At 61.4% G+C, this 17,346-nt stretch carries 12 protein-coding genes and 4 pseudogenes; 1 reads left to right on the top strand and 15 read right to left on the bottom strand.

Translation table 11 applies throughout. From position 1 onward, the window contains the following. Positions 1-340: 340 nt before the first annotated feature. The 6 genes and pseudogenes from HAP41_RS00315 to HAP41_RS00290 form a co-directional block, all read right to left on the bottom strand. A pseudogene (locus tag HAP41_RS00315) lies at positions 341-730 on the bottom strand (ISL3 family transposase); the annotation flags it as partial. A gap of 129 nt (positions 731-859) precedes the next feature. Next, positions 860-1,621 (bottom strand): IS21-like element helper ATPase IstB, encoded by a 762-nt coding sequence (gene istB, locus HAP41_RS00310; protein WP_166065823.1) that lies wholly within the window; start codon positions 1,619-1,621, stop codon positions 860-862. A 16-nt stretch (positions 1,622-1,637) separates the two neighbouring features. Further along, complete coding sequence (gene istA, locus HAP41_RS00305) at positions 1,638-3,179, bottom strand: IS21 family transposase (RefSeq protein ID WP_166065845.1); 1,542 nt, start codon at positions 3,177-3,179, stop codon at positions 1,638-1,640. 177 nt (positions 3,180-3,356) lie between these two features. After that, positions 3,357-3,468: pseudogene (locus HAP41_RS00300) on the bottom strand (IS5/IS1182 family transposase); the annotation flags it as partial. Between the two features lie 154 nt (positions 3,469-3,622). Then, a complete protein-coding gene (locus HAP41_RS00295; protein WP_166065870.1) occupies positions 3,623-4,987 on the bottom strand; it encodes an IS701 family transposase in 1,365 nt (454 codons plus the stop codon). A gap of 219 nt (positions 4,988-5,206) precedes the next feature. Then, positions 5,207-6,511, bottom strand: a complete 1,305-nt coding sequence (locus HAP41_RS00290; protein WP_166065882.1) for an IS701 family transposase — start codon at positions 6,509-6,511, stop codon at positions 5,207-5,209. A 171-nt stretch (positions 6,512-6,682) separates the two neighbouring features. On the opposite strand from HAP41_RS00290, the gene HAP41_RS00285 reads away from it, so the two are divergent. Further along, positions 6,683-8,119 carry an IS701 family transposase gene (locus HAP41_RS00285; RefSeq protein WP_166105276.1) on the top strand — a complete coding sequence of 479 codons (1,437 nt, stop codon included), beginning with the start codon at positions 6,683-6,685 and terminating at the stop codon, positions 8,117-8,119. Positions 8,120-8,387: 268 nt separating this feature from the next. On the opposite strand, the gene HAP41_RS00280 is transcribed toward HAP41_RS00285, so the two are convergent. The 9 genes and pseudogenes from HAP41_RS00280 to istA (HAP41_RS00240) all read right to left on the bottom strand — a co-directional run bounded on the left by HAP41_RS00280 (position 8,388) and on the right by istA (HAP41_RS00240) (position 17,248). Beyond that, the gene (locus HAP41_RS00280; RefSeq protein WP_166065928.1) at positions 8,388-8,669 is read right to left on the bottom strand and encodes a hypothetical protein; all 282 of its coding nucleotides are present in this window, start codon (positions 8,667-8,669) and stop codon (positions 8,388-8,390) included. Between the two features lie 1,940 nt (positions 8,670-10,609). Further along, positions 10,610-11,335, bottom strand: a pseudogene (locus HAP41_RS00275) (transposase family protein); the annotation flags it as partial. Positions 11,336-11,359: 24 nt separating this feature from the next. Continuing rightward, the gene (locus HAP41_RS00270) at positions 11,360-11,962 is read right to left on the bottom strand and encodes a plasmid pRiA4b ORF-3 family protein (protein ID WP_166055583.1); all 603 of its coding nucleotides are present in this window, start codon (positions 11,960-11,962) and stop codon (positions 11,360-11,362) included. Then, the gene (tnpC, locus tag HAP41_RS00265; RefSeq protein ID WP_166055670.1) at positions 11,959-13,524 is read right to left on the bottom strand and encodes an IS66 family transposase; all 1,566 of its coding nucleotides are present in this window, start codon (positions 13,522-13,524) and stop codon (positions 11,959-11,961) included. Before tnpC ends, HAP41_RS00270 begins: the two co-directional genes overlap by 4 nt. 51 nt (positions 13,525-13,575) lie before the next feature. Continuing rightward, on the bottom strand, positions 13,576-13,929 hold the full coding sequence (tnpB, locus tag HAP41_RS00260; protein ID WP_166065968.1) for an IS66 family insertion sequence element accessory protein TnpB: 354 nt from the start codon (positions 13,927-13,929) through the stop codon (positions 13,576-13,578). Beyond that, positions 13,923-14,345, bottom strand: coding sequence for an IS66-like element accessory protein TnpA (gene tnpA, locus HAP41_RS00255; RefSeq protein ID WP_166055731.1), 423 nt, complete (start codon positions 14,343-14,345; stop codon positions 13,923-13,925). Before tnpA ends, tnpB begins: the two co-directional genes overlap by 7 nt. Before the next feature lie 59 nt (positions 14,346-14,404). Continuing rightward, positions 14,405-14,830, bottom strand: a pseudogene (locus tag HAP41_RS00250) (IS5/IS1182 family transposase); the annotation flags it as partial. Positions 14,831-14,928: 98 nt separating this feature from the next. Continuing rightward, on the bottom strand, positions 14,929-15,690 hold the full coding sequence (gene istB / locus HAP41_RS00245; RefSeq protein ID WP_166063422.1) for an IS21-like element helper ATPase IstB: 762 nt from the start codon (positions 15,688-15,690) through the stop codon (positions 14,929-14,931). A 16-nt stretch (positions 15,691-15,706) separates the two neighbouring features. Beyond that, positions 15,707-17,248: an IS21 family transposase gene (gene istA / locus HAP41_RS00240; protein WP_166065845.1), complete on the bottom strand. Its 1,542-nt coding sequence runs from the start codon at positions 17,246-17,248 to the stop codon at positions 15,707-15,709. Positions 17,249-17,346: the final 98 nt, after the last annotated feature.

Genomic DNA, 17,346 nt, shown 5'->3' with positions numbered 1-17,346 from the left:
CAAATGGCCGAGCTGCCAAAAGCTCCGCCTCAGGGCATGCCGTCCGGTCGAACATCCATGCTGGAACCTCCAGCCAACGATCTGCTTGCGATCCATCCAGTGTGCAGCGGAAGGCGACATCGCCAGCCTTGTCGACGGCCCCATGAACGCAAACTCGGCAACCAAACCAAGGATGATATCGATAAAGAACCACGCGAAGAGCGGTCCTGTGGGCGTTCTCAAACCTCGTTGTACAACCGCACCAGGCTCCACTCCGCCATCGGATATATCGCCCCGATCAAAACGGAGCTAAAAGCCGCTTAAACCCGTCCACTTTTTCGGGGGAAGATCAGTGTTAGCCGTGCACCGCGCCCTTATCTTTGGCGATGCCATTCGCGAACGAGCCAATGAGGCTCCGCTTGGATTCATCTATCCAAGGTTCGAACTCGATCTCGCCCCTCTTTCTGATCATCGCGTGGAAGCGGCCAACGAGAGCGTGGGCATCGGCCAGCATAGGAACGCTTTGTTCAATACCGGCATCCGTTACGGTCTCGGCCTTGCTTAGGTGGTCGCGCTTCGTCGTCAACAACTGCGCGATCGTCCTGGCGGCGGGGACCTTCTGCAATTGTTGACGGCTGATAGTCTCGGCGCGTCGCCGTCGCGTGGCCCATTCCGCCACCGCGCGCAGTGATCCCTTAAAGCCTTGCCCTCTCAAACGGCGCTAGAGTTCGGCACCGTTGCGACAGCCGCCTGGTTCCTAGAGGGGCTACGAGAGACCGTTTGCATATTTCAGTGATCGTGAGCAGCGATTTCGCGCGATCATGAGCGCCGAATTCAGACGATCGTGAGCAGCCTCGCTCCGGCCGAGGCGGTGATAGGGTCAGCGTTCTGGCTGCTCGTCAAGGGTGATGGTTTTGGCGTTGCGTTTTCGCATGCTTTCGCCAGCAAGCTGGAGGCGGTGAGCGTTGTGGACGAGGCGATCCAGAATCGCGTCGCCTAGCGTGGGATCTCCGATAACTTCGTGCCATGTGTCCACAGGGAGTTGGCTGGTTACGATGGTGGAGGAGCGGCCATGGCGATCGTCAAGGATTTCCAGTAGATCGCGCCGCTCGGCAGCGGTGAGCACCGACAATCCCCAATCATCCAAAATCAGAACCTGGGCGCGGCCAAGGGTTTTGAGCAAGCGGGCATAACGTCCATCGCCCCGCGCGAGCCCCAACGCTTCGAACAATCTTGGGACGCGGTGATAGAGGACCGAGCGATTATCTCGGCAGGCCTTGTGGCCGAGGGCACAGGCTAACCAACTTTTGCCCAATCCGGTCGCCCCGGTTATGAGCAAATTCTCGTGGCGATCGATCCAGTCGCCGCTGGCGAGCTTGGCGAAGACGGCCCGGTCGATACCCCGCGGCGTGCGCAAATCGACGTCCTCCACGCAGGCATTCTGGCGGAGCGAGGCCAGCTTGAGGCGCGTGGTGAGCCGCCTGGTGTCGCGTTCCGCCGCTTCCCGGTCGACCAGCAGGCCGATGCGATCTTCGAACGGCAAGGCTTCGAGATCAGGCGATCGTCGCTGCTCCTCGAAGGCCTTGGCCATGCCGCTCAAGTCGAGCTCGATCAGGCGTTCGTGGGTGGGATGGTTGAGCATACAGGTCTCCTTGGCTTCAGTGAAAATAATCGCGGCCGCGGATGTTGCCGTGGCGCAGGGGTTGGTGTTCGGAGGGCTCGTCGAGAAAGGTACGATCCAGACCGTTCTGGAGGATGGAGCGGATCGAGGCGACGGATCGCGCCTTGATCAGAATGCCGCGCCGGCAGGCCGCTTCGACGCGCTCCGCGCTGTAGCTTTTGACCAGTGACAGAATGCCGAGGCAGGTGCGAAAGCCTTGCTCGGGATGCGGCCGGGCCGCGATCACGGCCTGGAAGAAGGCGGCGGTCGACGGACCGATCCGCTCGCCGGCGACGATCACTCCGGCGGGCGTCCATTGACCGTAGCGCCGATGGGCGCTGGGCATATGGTCGGCGATGGTGGTGTGGCCCCGCCGGTTGGGCGCGCGGGCGTGGCTGGCGATCCTGCGGCCGTTGTGGAAGATCTCGACCGTTCTGTCATCGATGCGTGCGTCGACAAGCTCACGGATGAGCCGATACGGCGCGGAATACCAGTGTCCATCGATCTCGATATGATAGTCGGGGCCGATCCGGCATCGCTTCCAGCGTGCGAAAGCGTAAGCCTGGTCCGGCAGCTTTGTAAGCTTGGGCTTGTCGAGCTCGGCGAACAGTTCGGCGCGACTGGCGCCAAAGTCGCGCATCTGCCTTGCATTGAGTTCGACGACGAGTGTTTTGATGGCTGCGTTCAGCTCCGCCAACGAAAAGAAGCGTTGGTTGCGCAGCCGCGCCAGAATCCATCGCTGGGCGACTTGCACCGCAACTTCGACCTTTGCCTTATCTTTTGGGCGCCGCGGCCGGGCTGCGAGAATGGCCGTGCCGTAATGGCTCGCCATCTCGGCATAGGTTCGGTTGAGGCCGGGATCGTGGCGGTCGGGATTGGTGACGGCGGCCTTGAGATTGTCGCAGACTACGAATGTCGGCACGCCGCCGAGGAAGGCGAAAAGATTGATGTGGACCCGGATCCAGTCGGCGAGCCCCTCGCTTGGACAGGCCTCGGCATAGGTATAGTTGGAGGCGCCCATCGCCGCGACGAACAGCTTCATCGACTGCACTTCCCCGTTTGAGGGATCGATGACGTCGATGGTGTCGCCGGCGAAATCCACGAAAACCTTCTCGCCGCCCAGATGCGTCTGCCGCATCGAAGGCCGGGCTCGCCCCTTCCAGGCCTCGTACGTCGTGCAGAACCAGGTGTAGCCGAAGCCATCGGGATGGGTGGCGCGATACTCGTCCCACAGCAGCCGACGGGTCACGTTGCGTCGGCGCAGCTCCTTGTCGACATAGCCCCAGTCGGGAACGGCCCGCTGGGGGCTCTGCGACGCAGGCCTCGGCGCCGGGAAAAGCAGCAGCTCCAGGTCCTCGTCGCTCATTCCGGCCGGCAACGGCCAGTTCAGCCCGGCAGCCCCGGCTCGGCGTAGATAGCTGTGCACGGCGCCGTTGCTGATGCCCAAGGTGCGCGCGATGGCTCGCTCCGGCAAGCCTTGAACATGTTTTAAGCGGAGAACCTCTTTGATCCGGCGCATCGACAATCTCTGGGTGGGCATCGGCCTTCCTCGTTCACTGACGAGGCAGTTCCTAAGCCGGTTGAGTTGTCGGCCGAAGCGGGCTGAGTTGCTGAAAAGCTGCTCACGATCCCGCGAAATCCGTGCTCACGATCGTCTGAAATCTCTGCTCACGATCCCCTGAAATCCGTGCTCACGATCCCGCGAAACATGCATCGACAGCGCCTCGTTCGCGATCGTCCGGATCGCTCGCAGCGGATGGTCACGCCGCACCCGCCTCCAGATCAACGTAGCTGAACAGCTCGCCCGTTCGATTGTCGCCGCCGCGCACGCACCATCTTCGAATCTCGTCGGAGCCAATGAATCACGGTCGCTGGTCGGCGGCGAGCACCTTTTTCAACAGCCTGCTAGTCTTACTGCGTCACAAATCATGCGGCGCATCGACCTGGATTTGGACTGCGCAGCACGGACATCTACGTAGCCGGCTAACCAATGCGCTGATAAGGCGCCGCCGCATGGTAGCGATCGAATTCGGAATATGACGCTCGGTTCTGAGCGGTAGCGCCCCGCGGCTTTTGATTTTTGGGAAGCGCAAATTCTTTGACGAACGCGGGCCGACGAGGTCGCGAGGGGGGAATCGTCTCCCTTTCGGAGATCAGGAAGCCGTAGGCGGCGATGCATAACGTGGCGTGGTGATGGAAGCCGCGCCAACCACGCCCTTCATAATGCCCCAGGCCGACCTCCTGCTTGAGCTCTTGGTAGTCGCGTTCGATGCGCCATCTGAGCTTGGCGAAGTTGACCAGGGCGCGGAAGGAGATGTTTTCAGGCAGTGTCGAGAACCAGTATTTGGTCGGCTCCGCCTCGCCGTCAGGCCATTCGATCAACAGCCATTCCTCCGCACGGGGCTCGCTCAGCCAGTAATCGCGATTAGCGGGACGGACCCGAACGCGTGCAAAGCGCGAGGTCAGCCAATCAGCACTGCCTTCGCGCCATCTGACATTGCGCCAGGCCGTTCTCGGCAGCGCGAGCGCCTTGACTGAGCAGGGCTTATTTTTGTCGTCGCGCCGGATCAGCTTTGGCGGCCGCCCATTCCCAGACCATCGCTTTGGTGGCAGCGGTCTCGTGCCTGGTGGCCAGACAGAGGTGTGCGGCAAGATACCGGCAACATAGCGCAACCCCAGTGCCGTCACTTCCTCGCGCAGCGCGGTATCGGCCCCGTATCCCGCATCCATCAGCACAACACCGCGTGCAATGCCCGCTGCACACGCCGACCGGATCTGCTCCAGCGCGATCTCAGGCTTGGTCTTGAAGGTGACATCCTTTGGTACGCCCGCCTTCTCTCGGCGATCCTCATCCTCGGCCCAACTTTCCGGCAGGTACAAACGGTAGGCGATCGGCAAACTCGCATGATGATTGGCAATCGATAGCGAGACCGCCACTTGGCAATTGTCCTGCTTGCCAAGCTGACCGCAGTATTGCCGTGCCACGCCAACCGAATGCCGCCCTTTCTTGGTCTTGGGAAAGCCAGTATCATCGATGATCCAGGCCTCGATCGGACCGTGTCGCTCGATCTTGGGCTGGACCATCTCTCGCACCTTGCTCAAGACCTTCTCGTCCGACCATCCGCCCGCGCCGACGAAATGCAATAATGATTGATGCTGGGCCGCCGTTCGCTCCGGGGCTGTTATCGCCGCCATCGGCTCGACGCTTTTGCGATCCCCGGGCAGCATCAGGCCAACACAGTAGTCCCTCAGCGGTCTCGTCCGATCCGCGTGCCCGATCACGCTCGCCAAACCCTCGACATAGGCCGTAAATCGCGCTTCACCCTGGTTACCGCTTCGGCTACCCATTCCAGCTCCCCCTCGCGTGAGTCCCTCGGGTAGCCGATTCGTCGTCAAAAACGTCCGCGACTTTCTGACGCAGTAAGACTAGTCTTACTGCGTCATAAATTTCGATAGCCACTTTGACTTGAGAGTGCCCTGATGCAACAAGGGCATCGAGATAGTGTGACGACGAGCGCAGCGCTCAATCTTCGTCGGACGGTCGCAATCGAATTCGGAACGTGTCGTTCAGGCCGCAATGGCGGATCCCCTCGGCCGATAGGTTGCGGGAATAGCAGCTTCCTTGAAGATTTTGGTGGAGGCTGCTTCTGAGGGGGGAATCGTCTCTCGCTCGGAGACTAGAAAACCGTAGGCGGCAATGCACAATGTTGCGTGGTGGTGGAAGCCACGCCAGCTTCGTCCCTCGAAGTGACCAAGGCCAACCTCCTGTTTGAGTTCGTGGTAGTCGCGCTCGATGCGCCAGCGCAGCTTGGCAATATCGACCAGCTGACGAAATCCAATGTTGGCTGCAAGCGTTGAAAACCAATATTTGGTTGGTGCTGCCTCGCCCTCTGGCCACTCGATCAGCAGCCATTCCTCGGGCCGGCTTTCGGCGAGCCAGTAATCTCGATGTGCCGGACGGACGCGCACACGGGCAAACCGCGAAGACAACGGTTCTGCCGTACCCTCACGCCACGTGATCTTGTGCCAAGCATGTGCTGGCAGACCGATCGCAAGCTTCTTGACCGAAATCGGTCGGTGTTTGCTGTCACGCCGTAGCAGTTTCGGAGGTCGTCCGTTCCCCGACCATGCCTTCGGCGGCCGCGGTCCGGTTCCGGGCGCCCATACCGAGGTTTGTGGCAAGATGCCGGCCACGTAGCTCAGGCCCAGTTCGGTAATACTCCCACGCAGAGCGGTGTCGGTGCCGTAGCCGGCGTCCATCAGGACCACGCCGCGCGGCAAGCCCACCGCACAGGCCCAGCGCAAATGATCAAGTGCAATTGCCGGCTTGGTCTTGAAGGTGATTTCCTTGGGGACTCCGGCTTTGCGCCGACGTGTACGGTCCGTCACCCACTCCTTTGGGAGATAGAGCCGATAGGCCACCGGCAAGCTCGCATGATGGTTCGCAAGCGAAAGAGATACGGCCACCTGACAATTGTCTTGCTTGCCCAACTGGCCGCAATATTGCCGCGCAACGCCGACTGAATGCCGCCCCTTCTTGGGAAAGCCCGTATCATCAATGATCCACGCTTCGATCGGCCCGCAGCGTTCGATGCCCGGCAGCACTAACTCACGGACCTTGGCCAACACCTGCTGATCCGACCAGTCACCTTGACCGACTAAATGCAACAACGACTGATGTTGCGCTGCTGTCCGCTCAGGTGCCGTGATTGCCGCCATCGGCTCGACGCTCTTGCGATCGCATGGCATCATCAGCCCGGTACAGTAGTCGCGCAGCGGTTTGGCGCGTCCTGCATGGCCGATCACACTCGCAAGGCCCTCAATATATGCCGAAAACCGCGACGCTACGTCTCCCGATTTTGTCAGACTCATCTCAGCCCCCGCATGACGAAAAGTGAGTCTTCTCAAATATATGATTCCTGTCGACAAGGGCCGCGACACTCTGACTCAGTAAGACTAGAACGACTGAGTCACAAAACCGCAGGCTTTATCCGGCCGGAATCAGCGATGGTTGAAGCATGGACCATCAGCCGAGGAGGCTACATGAGCGGGCGTGGCACCAAGACCAGTGAGATGCGATTTGCGACGTATTTGGAAGGGCTTGCCAGCGTCATCGGTCATGCTGATCGGAAGGCACCGCTGCGCGACTATTGCGTCGGCCTCATGGCCTGTGGCGGTCGTAAGAGCGTGGAGCCAATGGCGGCGATGACGGCTCCGGAACGGACGGCCGCCCAACATCAATCGCTGCTGCATTTCGTCGGCAGCGGCGCCTGGTCGGATGAGAAGGTGCTGGGCAAGGTACGAGAGATGGTCCTGCCGGCGATCGAACGCCAGGGCCCGATCGAAGCTTGGATCATCGATGACACCGGATTTCCCAAGCAGGGGCGACATTCGGTTGGAGTTGCACGGCAATATTGCGGGCAGCTCGGCAAGCAGGATAATTGCCAGGTGGCGGTGTCATTATCGATTGCCAATCACCACGCCAGCCTGCCTGTTGCCTACCGCCTTTATCTTCCGAAGGAATGGACTGAGGATTGCGATCGGCGGCGCAAGGTGGGCATTCCTGCCGAAGTCGGCTTCCGGACCAAGCCGGAGATCGCGCTGGAGCAGTTGCGGTGGGCCTGTGCGACCGGCCTTCCGCGTGGTGTCGTGCTGATGGACGCGGGCTATGGCAACAACAGCGATCTGCGCACGGAGATCACGGCGCTGGGATTGACCTATGTGGCGGGTCTTCTGTCGAGCACAACGGTATGGGCGCCCGGCACCGGTCCCTTGCCGCCGAAGCCATGGTCGGGCCGCGGCCGTCCCCCGAAACTGATGCGCCGCAACCGTCAGCGTCGGCCGGCCGCCGTTAAAGCGCTCGCGATCGGCCTGCCGGCCAAAGCTTGGCGCACCATCACGTGGCGGCAAGGAACGAACGAAAAGCTGAGCTCGCGCTTTGCCCGCGTGCGGGTCCGTGCCGCGCACCGTGATTATTGGCAAACCACCCAGCGGTTGGAGGAATGGTTGCTGATCGAATGGCCGAAAGGCGAGGACCAGCCTACCAAATACTGGCTCTCGACATTGCCGGAGGATGTGGCATTCCGGACTCTCGTAGAGACGGCTAAATTGCGCTGGCGCATCGAACGCGACTATCAGGAACTCAAGCAGGAGGTCGGGCTTGGCCACTTCGAGGGACGCGGCTGGCGCGGCTTTCATCATCACGCAACGATGTGCATTGCAGCCTTCGGATTCCTGATCTCCGAGCGGGAGGCGTTTCCCCCCTCAGGCGCTCGGCGCGCCCGGCCGATCCCGCTCGCTCGCGTTTCCGCGGATTACAGACCCCGCGGTTCTGCCGCTACGGACCCAACGTCACATTCCAAATTCGATCACGACGATGCGACGGCGACTCGAACAAGGGCTGGTCCGAACGTTGTCGAGATGTCCTTGTTGTGCAATCAAGTTCGCCCATTTCACAGACCACCGTTTGTGACGCAGTAAGACTAGCAGGCTGTTGAAGAACTCAGCCGCGTTCGCAAACGAAGGCTGAATCGTCGCCATTGTGCATGTAGAAGTGACCGACGGGCCTGCCCGCGGTGCCGATCATAGCCCATCGGGGACCGCAGGCGGGGTCATTCTTGTCGTGCCCTTCCCAAGAGAACTCCGCGCAGGCCGAACTGTCTCGCGCGCCGTAGCGGACACCGCGCCCGATTGCCGGTAGACCGCGAACTATCGCTCCTTGCCAAGTCATCGTGTTCACTGATCAAACTTAATGGAGCTGGCGGGGCCAGATCAGCCAATCATGCGTGTCGTCCCATAGGGAATAAATCCCGCCTTTCACCATGCCGAGATCATCCAGTTGCTGTAGACTGAGTTCAGAATTCGCCAAGGTCACCCAGCCGAGACCGGCATCCAATGAGAATCGGGAGGCGCCGACATCCAGTGAAGCCTTGATGGCTTCGGTGGCGTTAGCCACCGCGACCGCATACGTTACGTGCCGAAGTTGGCCGCTTTCTATGTAGCCAATTGAAACCATCCAACCTGCTGCCATGTGTGCAATCCGATATGGCGACTGCCCCAGCTTACTCTGCGCCAAGCGCAAAGCGCACCTACTAATAGTGGGAGGTTGGAAGGGCCGGCTCCCTTAGGCTCGCAACCTCAAGAGGAGTGGCAGATTTGACGAGCGAGAAGCGGATCAGCGTTGAACGGCCGGCGATCCTGACGTGTCTCCGTCGGGTGCAGGCGTGGCGCAGGCACGGCTCCAGCGATCCCACATCGCCAGAATGATCCCGCGCGACACAAGTCCATCAAAGCCGCGCAGCACTACTTAGCCTTCTCGGCGCGCGCCAAAATCATTCCGATGGGGCTGACGGAACGCTAGGCATATGGTTCCGTGGGCTGGACCCGCTTGCGTAGCGATCTCACGTCGCGCCGAGAACGGCTCAGTCGCGGTCAGTGTAGGGATGCACGTTGCCACCGCTATGCTGTCCGCTCGGGCTTAGAGGCCCCCAGAGGTACTGGGTCCGTTCTTTTGAAGCGTCCGCATAGGACACTGCCGCTGACTGACATACGCGAAGCGCTCTCCTGATCCGTCATGTAATGGTGAGTATTATGTTCTGGACCGATTTTGATGGCGTCGAGTTTAGCCTTATAGGCTTGCGGGGATATCGCTCGTCGCGCTCGTCGTCAGCGTAAGTTGGCTGCTGATCGGGTGAGCGTCCTACTTCTCGTGATGAGGACAATTCGGCCTCGGCGTGTAGCCTCTTCTTTTCGGGGGCCGCGAAGTTGACTCTTCGCTTTGATGATGTGGAACAATTTACCACGGCTTGGTGCTCTTTCCGGGGCGTTGCGACCGTCCTTTCCAAGGTGGGACCATGACGGAGGAACACCGCGATTGGACTCTCATCATCGTACTTCTGAGTATTGCCGGCGCAGTGCTGCTGGTTGAGCGTATGTTCTAGACCTTGACGGCTATTCGAACCGGTTTTTACCGGCCTGCGTCATCCTCGTGAAGGTGCCGCTCTCGTGGATGGACTCTAGCGAGCCACGCGGGATCGCCCTTTTGTAGCCCAGCAGTGAACTCTCGGTGGCGCTACCTGGCTATGTTCTGTTAATATCAGTATTGTAGAAGTTTTCGGTAAGGGGCCGTTGGCATGACGCGGCCCGTTTCATTGTCTCACCCTAGCCGGAGAGAATTAGGGCATGTGTATATTCCGGCAATCAGCAATGATTTTTCGGAAGCGGAACGGGACGAACGCGTGCGAACGGACTCAAGCGCTGGACTGAGACCGAAGAGCGCTTGCTAGTTGCGCTGCACAAGTCCGGGATGGATCACCGGCGCTCCAGTGCGGCGCCAACCTTCGAGGCTATCGAGATCGAGGGAGTCATGGTGTCAATTCGCCCTGATTTCATCGTCGGCGGCGGCGGAGGTGGGACCATGGCGTCGCGGTGCTCGATAGCGTCGGCACGGAGATCGGGCGAGATGTTATTGGCGAGATGCCTCGCTGAGGAGCGACCCAAGGCATCCAAAGTTCGCCGCTCTCCTTCGTCGATCCAGAATTTCCGATTCACTATATGCGACATAATATGCGCTCCATGTACTGGTGGTTGGCAAAGTCGGTCATTGCGACTGCCGAGCCGTTAACTCAGCCTCAGCTGAGCGCAGCGAGGCTCACGCTTGCTCCTGACAGTGGGCTGGCGGCTCTATGAGCATATCGAGGGTGGCGCGCTTCTCCGGTAAATGCGACGATCGCGGAGATGCTGCTGATCAGATCCGCGCTTTGATTCCTTGGGTTGCCTGGCCGGCGAGCTCTAGTCGAAGCCTACCCGCGCGCTTCCGCCGCTCTCGGTTCCGGCGCGGTGCGATGCATTCGAGGCGCCAAAGATTAGATTAGAGGGACCGGAAACGCATTCGTCCCGTCGTTAACGGCCGAGCAGACACCGTTGAGGCAGTGGTGTTCCCACTCAGCGACGATTCCTCTTAGTCGTCCGTTAAGAATCCGAATTGAGCGGGATGGGACATGTGAACGTGCGCCATATCCGGATCAGGAACAGGTCCAAGAAATCTCTCAGCCAGGCGAGGATGCGGCGGAAGTTGTGGCCTACGGCGGAGAGGACGACGTTGGCGGCGTCTCCTGCGCGGCCTTTGAGGTAGCAGCGCCCGAGGTGACCTTCGGCCTTCAGGTGTCCGATGATGGGCTCGATGGCGGATCGGCGGCGCAACTCGCGCTTGATGATCCCGAAGACGCCGCGCTTCTGGCCGGAGATGAAGACGCGACGTGGATTTTGAGCGTCGTGGCCGCGATACCCCTTGTCGACATAGGCCCGCTCGATCGGACAGCCGGTGAGTGCCTCGGTGCGGTCGATGACGTCGCGCAGGGTGTGACCGTCATACGGATTATCGGGCAGCGCCCTGACGTGTAGCACGAACAGACCGCCGGGAGCTCGGCGGTTGTTGGTGACGATGGAAGCCTTGACGCCGAACTCGTACGGCGCGGAGGCCTTGCCCTTGCCGATGCACTCCACCTCCGGGGCATGGAAAGAATAAAGCTTCCAGCCGCGTTGGCGCTGCTGCTGCGAGCGGATCTGGCTGGCCCGGCCAAGCGGAAGGGCGAACGCCTCCTCCAGGGCTGGCTGGCCGTCGATCTTGCGGCGGATATCGCGGATGATCCGGCCGAGCCTTGAGCGCAGGATACGCAACGTAAGCGTAGCTCTGCGGCCCTTTTGAATGGCGCTTGACGCCTATTTTGTTCGCGTGGCGCGTCGCCGCGGCTTCCTTGTGTCGGACAACGCGTTGACGGCGGCTTCGAGTGCCTTCCGGTCGACGACGTTGGGATCGAACCGCTCCGGGCCCCAGAGGCGCATGTGTCCGTGCTCGGGATGGGCGGGGTCGCTGATGGCGGCGAGGTATTCGGCATAGCCTGGCGCACCGCCGACGTCTTCCGGAGGACAACGACCGGCGGCCTCGAGCAGGAAGGGAAGCCCCTCCGTCGTGGTGTTCTCGAACCATTTTTCGAGCTTGATCACATGGTCCCAGCTGTCGCCGAAGTCATAGAGATAGTGGATCGTCTTGGCGCCGGTCTCGCGAACGATATCGCACAGCCGCGCTTTGCGGGCATCCATGGGCTGGTGACCGTAATCATTGTCGGGGTCGGGAATCCCCCAATGTGCCTCACCAGCAAAGAACTCGAAGAGGTGACTGTTCGTCCAGCCGAATGCCTCCTGAAGCGTCAGATGCAGCCGATCAAGGCGCAGGGTGACGGGTACGACAAGGCGACGCATCACCTCCGGCTTCACATCCTTGAGGGTCACCTTGATCCGGACCGCGGTCGTGTTCAGGCTCATGCCGCCAGCCTCGGATCGCGTGTATGCATCGTATAGGTCGACGCCCAGGGAAGCAGTTCGTCCAGTCGCGCTGCAGGCCAACCATTGACGAGCTTGGCGAGAACGTCAGCGAGCCAGTGCTCGGCACTGACGCCATTGAGCTTACAGGTCTCAATGAGCGAAGCCAGCAATGCCCAATTCCCGGCGCCTTCGTCGCAACCGGCAAAAAGAGAGTTCTTGGCGTTGAGCTTGATCGGTCGCATCGCACGCTCGACAGCATTCGTGTCCATTTCGATGCGCCCATCATCAAGATAGAGCGTCAGGCCGTCCCAATGACGTAGTGCATAGCGCAAAGCCTTCGCCGTGTCGCTCTTCTGCGCAAGGTGATCGAGCTTGGCCTCAAACCACTGCTTCAAGGCTGCAACCAGAGGCCGGGTATGCGCTTGTCGGCCAGCACGGCGCTCGTCCGCAGATCGGCCGCGGAGGGCCTTCTCGACCGCGTAAAGCTGGGCGATGCGCTCAAGAGCCTCGCGGGCAACCGGAGCTGGCGCAGGCGCAGCCTCCCGCTCGATCTTCACAAACTGGCGCCGCAGATGCGACCAGCAGAAGGCGAGCGTCCCGGACAGGGCGTCCGCACGCGTCTCTCGGGTCATGGTCTTGTAAGCCTGATAGCCGTCGCAGTGGATGATGCCGCGATAGCCCTCCAGCAGCCGCAAGCCATGAACGGCGCCGCGGCCCGGTGCATAGGCATAGACTACCCCAGGCGGATCAGGTCCGGCCCAAGGCCTGTCATCGCGTGACAGCGCCCAGAAGTAGCCGGTTTTTGTTCTGCCGCGCCCCGGATCCAGCACCGGCGCCGGGGTCTCATCGACACAGAGCTTCGAGGAGGCGAGCAGAAGCTGGCGCAGACGATGCCACACGGGCTTCAATTCCTGGGCGGCATAGCCGACCCAGAAGGCGAGCGTGGAACGATCCAGCGCTATTCCGTGCGTCGCCAGCATCTGCGCCTGGCGGTAAAGCGGCAAATGCCAGTGATACTTGGCATCGATCACATGCGCGACCAGCCGCTCGGTGGGCAATCCTCCCCTGATCAATCGCTCGGGAGCCGCGTGCTGCAGGACGACGCCATGACAGGCGCGGCAGGCCAGCTTGGGACGGCGGGTGATGATGACGCGATACTGCGCCGGAACGACGTCGAGCCTCTGGCTCTCATCCTGACCAATCTCGAAGAGGTTGCCCTTACAAGACGGGCAGCAGCTCTCGGCCGGCATCATAGTCTCGATGACGCGCGGCAAATGCTCCGGCAGCTGACCACGGTTGGCTCTGCGCGCGGCAGCTCTCTTCTCGCCTGTTTTGGGATTGGCACGATTCTCGGCGGCTTCGAGAGCCGCAACGGCCTGATCGATATCCTCCAGAACAAGCTGCAGCTGATCAGCGTCCAGCTTTTCCGAGGACCGACCGAACTGCGCATCTTTCGCAAGCTTGAGCAACCGCTCGAGCCGGGCGCAGCGATCCAGCAGAGCCGCGGCAAAGGCACGCAACTCGGCTGGATCGCTCGGTAGCTCATCAGGCAAATCACTCATTGGCCCGAGCTTGCCATGCTTCGCGTCACGATGCAGCGATGATTTGCATTTTTACGCAAGCGCTTTCGGCTGCGGGATCCGAGGCGCGTGCATGCGCGTCCAATCCATGCCGGCCAGCAGTGCTGACAGCTGGGCCCCATTCATCCGCATCACACCGGCCACGATGGGTGGCCATTTGAAGCCGCTGCCATCGAGCCGCTTCCAGTACATCACAAGGCCGCTGCCATCCCAGACGACGATCTTCACCCGATCGGCGCGCTTCGCACGGAACACCACCGCCACGCCCTTCATCGGGTCATGGCCCAGCGTATCCTTCGCCAGCAGCGCCAAGCCCTCTGCACCCTTCCTGAAGTCCACAGGTTGCGTCGCCACGTAGATCATGAGGCTCGCCGGCATCGTCAGCATGAACGTGTCCGTCGCAGCGCAATGAACACATCGCTCAACGCAGCAAGGCCAGGCGCCCCGCGCACCTCCACGCGCGCGCCCTGGAACTCAACCGTAACAATGGCTGCTTCCGGCGAACCGGAGGGCTCTGCGGCCGCAGGCAACGCTAATTCCGACACCACCGGCACGAACGACAGCGTGTCCGCCGACGCCGGCAATACCAACTGGCCCAAACGCGCCCGGCGCCGCCAATCATGCACCTGCTGGGGCCGGCAGCCATGGCGACGAGCGACGTCTGTTACAACCGCCCCCGGTTCGAGGCTTTCCGCCGCAATCTGCGCCTTCAAATCATCCGGCCAGCGCTTTCGACCTGCGCCAGCGAACACTTCAATACGCGGTGACAACGGTCGTCTTATGTCGTCAGAATGGTCGTCCATTGTGAGCACCCTTCCAGAAGATGACTCTTCTAACGGTGCTCTCAAGACTCCGCACAAACAATCAGACGGGCCTCGGCGCTACGCTTACTACGCAACTGCCGCTGATGCCGCCTGAATTGTTTGGCATGGGCGTAGCGGCCCGCCATCATCGCGGCGGCCTTGGCGATCCGAGAATAGGACTGCCGCAGCCTGACGCCGTGCCTTCTCGCCAGGCGGTTGAGCCCCTTGATGGCCGCATGCAGCAGCTTGGCGTCGGTCGGAAAGGTGATGGCCTTTGGCTGCACCGTGGTATCGACCGTGACCCGCTTGAGGTCCTGGCCGCGTAACGCGCCGGCCTCGTGCGCCACCCGCAGGCTCTCGGCCAGCAGCAGTTCCAGCTTGTCGCCGAGCCGCTTGCGCCAATGGCTCAGGTCCGATCGCTCGTGCGGGAAGGCGTGCTGGAAGAACTCTTCGCCGGTGAAGTACTGGAAATACGGGTCGTGGATGCATATTTCAGTGATCGTGAGCAGCGATTTCGCGCGATCATGAGCGCCGAATTCAGACGATCGTGAGCAGCCTCGCTCCGGCCGAGGCGGTGATAGGGTCAGCGTTCTGGCTGCTCGTCAAGGGTGATGGTTTTGGCGTTGCGTTTTCGCATGCTTTCGCCAGCAAGCTGGAGGCGGTGAGCGTTGTGGACGAGGCGATCCAGAATCGCGTCGCCTAGCGTGGGATCTCCGATAACTTCGTGCCATGTGTCCACAGGGAGTTGGCTGGTTACGATGGTGGAGGAGCGGCCATGGCGATCGTCAAGGATTTCCAGTAGATCGCGCCGCTCGGCAGCGGTGAGCACCGACAATCCCCAATCATCCAAAATCAGAACCTGGGCGCGGCCAAGGGTTTTGAGCAAGCGGGCATAACGTCCATCGCCCCGCGCGAGCCCCAACGCTTCGAACAATCTTGGGACGCGGTGATAGAGGACCGAGCGATTATCTCGGCAGGCCTTGTGGCCGAGGGCACAGGCTAACCAACTTTTGCCCAATCCGGTCGCCCCGGTTATGAGCAAATTCTCGTGGCGATCGATCCAGTCGCCGCTGGCGAGCTTGGCGAAGACGGCCCGGTCGATACCCCGCGGCGTGCGCAAATCGACGTCCTCCACGCAGGCATTCTGGCGGAGCGAGGCCAGCTTGAGGCGCGTGGTGAGCCGCCTGGTGTCGCGTTCCGCCGCTTCCCGGTCGACCAGCAGGCCGATGCGATCTTCGAACGGCAAGGCTTCGAGATCAGGCGATCGTCGCTGCTCCTCGAAGGCCTTGGCCATGCCGCTCAAGCCGAGCTCGATCAGGCGTTCGTGGGTGGGATGGTTGAGCATACAGGTCTCCTTGGCTTCAGTGAAAATAATCGCGGCCGCGGATGTTGCCGTGGCGCAGGGGTTGGTGTTCGGAGGGCTCGTCGAGAAAGGTACGATCCAGACCGTTCTGGAGGATGGAGCGGATCGAGGCGACGGATCGCGCCTTGATCAGAATGCCGCGCCGGCAGGCCGCTTCGACGCGCTCCGCGCTGTAGCTTTTGACCAGTGACAGAATGCCGAGGCAGGTGCGAAAGCCTTGCTCGGGATGCGGCCGGGCCGCGATCACGGCCTGGAAGAAGGCGGCGGTCGACGGACCGATCCGCTCGCCGGCGACGATCACTCCGGCGGGCGTCCATTGACCGTAGCGCCGATGGGCGCTGGGCATATGGTCGGCGATGGTGGTGTGGCCCCGCCGGTTGGGCGCGCGGGCGTGGCTGGCGATCCTGCGGCCGTTGTGGAAGATCTCGACCGTTCTGTCATCGATGCGTGCGTCGACAAGCTCACGGATGAGCCGATACGGCGCGGAATACCAGTGTCCATCGATCTCGATATGATAGTCGGGGCCGATCCGGCATCGCTTCCAGCGTGCGAAAGCGTAAGCCTGGTCCGGCAGCTTTGTAAGCTTGGGCTTGTCGAGCTCGGCGAACAGTTCGGCGCGACTGGCGCCAAAGTCGCGCATCTGCCTTGCATTGAGTTCGACGACGAGTGTTTTGATGGCTGCGTTCAGCTCCGCCAACGAAAAGAAGCGTTGGTTGCGCAGCCGCGCCAGAATCCATCGCTGGGCGACTTGCACCGCAACTTCGACCTTTGCCTTATCTTTTGGGCGCCGCGGCCGGGCTGCGAGAATGGCCGTGCCGTAATGGCTCGCCATCTCGGCATAGGTTCGGTTGAGGCCGGGATCGTGGCGGTCGGGATTGGTGACGGCGGCCTTGAGATTGTCGCAGACTACGAATGTCGGCACGCCGCCGAGGAAGGCGAAAAGATTGATGTGGACCCGGATCCAGTCGGCGAGCCCCTCGCTTGGACAGGCCTCGGCATAGGTATAGTTGGAGGCGCCCATCGCCGCGACGAACAGCTTCATCGACTGCACTTCCCCGTTTGAGGGATCGATGACGTCGATGGTGTCGCCGGCGAAATCCACGAAAACCTTCTCGCCGCCCAGATGCGTCTGCCGCATCGAAGGCCGGGCTCGCCCCTTCCAGGCCTCGTACGTCGTGCAGAACCAGGTGTAGCCGAAGCCATCGGGATGGGTGGCGCGATACTCGTCCCACAGCAGCCGACGGGTCACGTTGCGTCGGCGCAGCTCCTTGTCGACATAGCCCCAGTCGGGAACGGCCCGCTGGGGGCTCTGCGACGCAGGCCTCGGCGCCGGGAAAAGCAGCAGCTCCAGGTCCTCGTCGCTCATTCCGGCCGGCAACGGCCAGTTCAGCCCGGCAGCCCCGGCTCGGCGTAGATAGCTGTGCACGGCGCCGTTGCTGATGCCCAAGGTGCGCGCGATGGCTCGCTCCGGCAAGCCTTGAACATGTTTTAAGCGGAGAACCTCTTTGATCCGGCGCATCGACAATCTCTGGGTGGGCATCGGCCTTCCTCGTTCACTGACGAGGCAGTTCCTAAGCCGGTTGAGTTGTCGGCCGAAGCGGGCTGAGTTGCTGAAAAGCTGCTCACGATCCCGCGAAA

The sequence above is a fragment of the Bradyrhizobium barranii subsp. apii genome, from assembly GCF_011516635.5.
Lineage (GTDB): Bacteria > Pseudomonadota > Alphaproteobacteria > Rhizobiales > Xanthobacteraceae > Bradyrhizobium > Bradyrhizobium barranii.
This window is presented reverse-complemented; position numbering and strand designations above follow the sequence as displayed.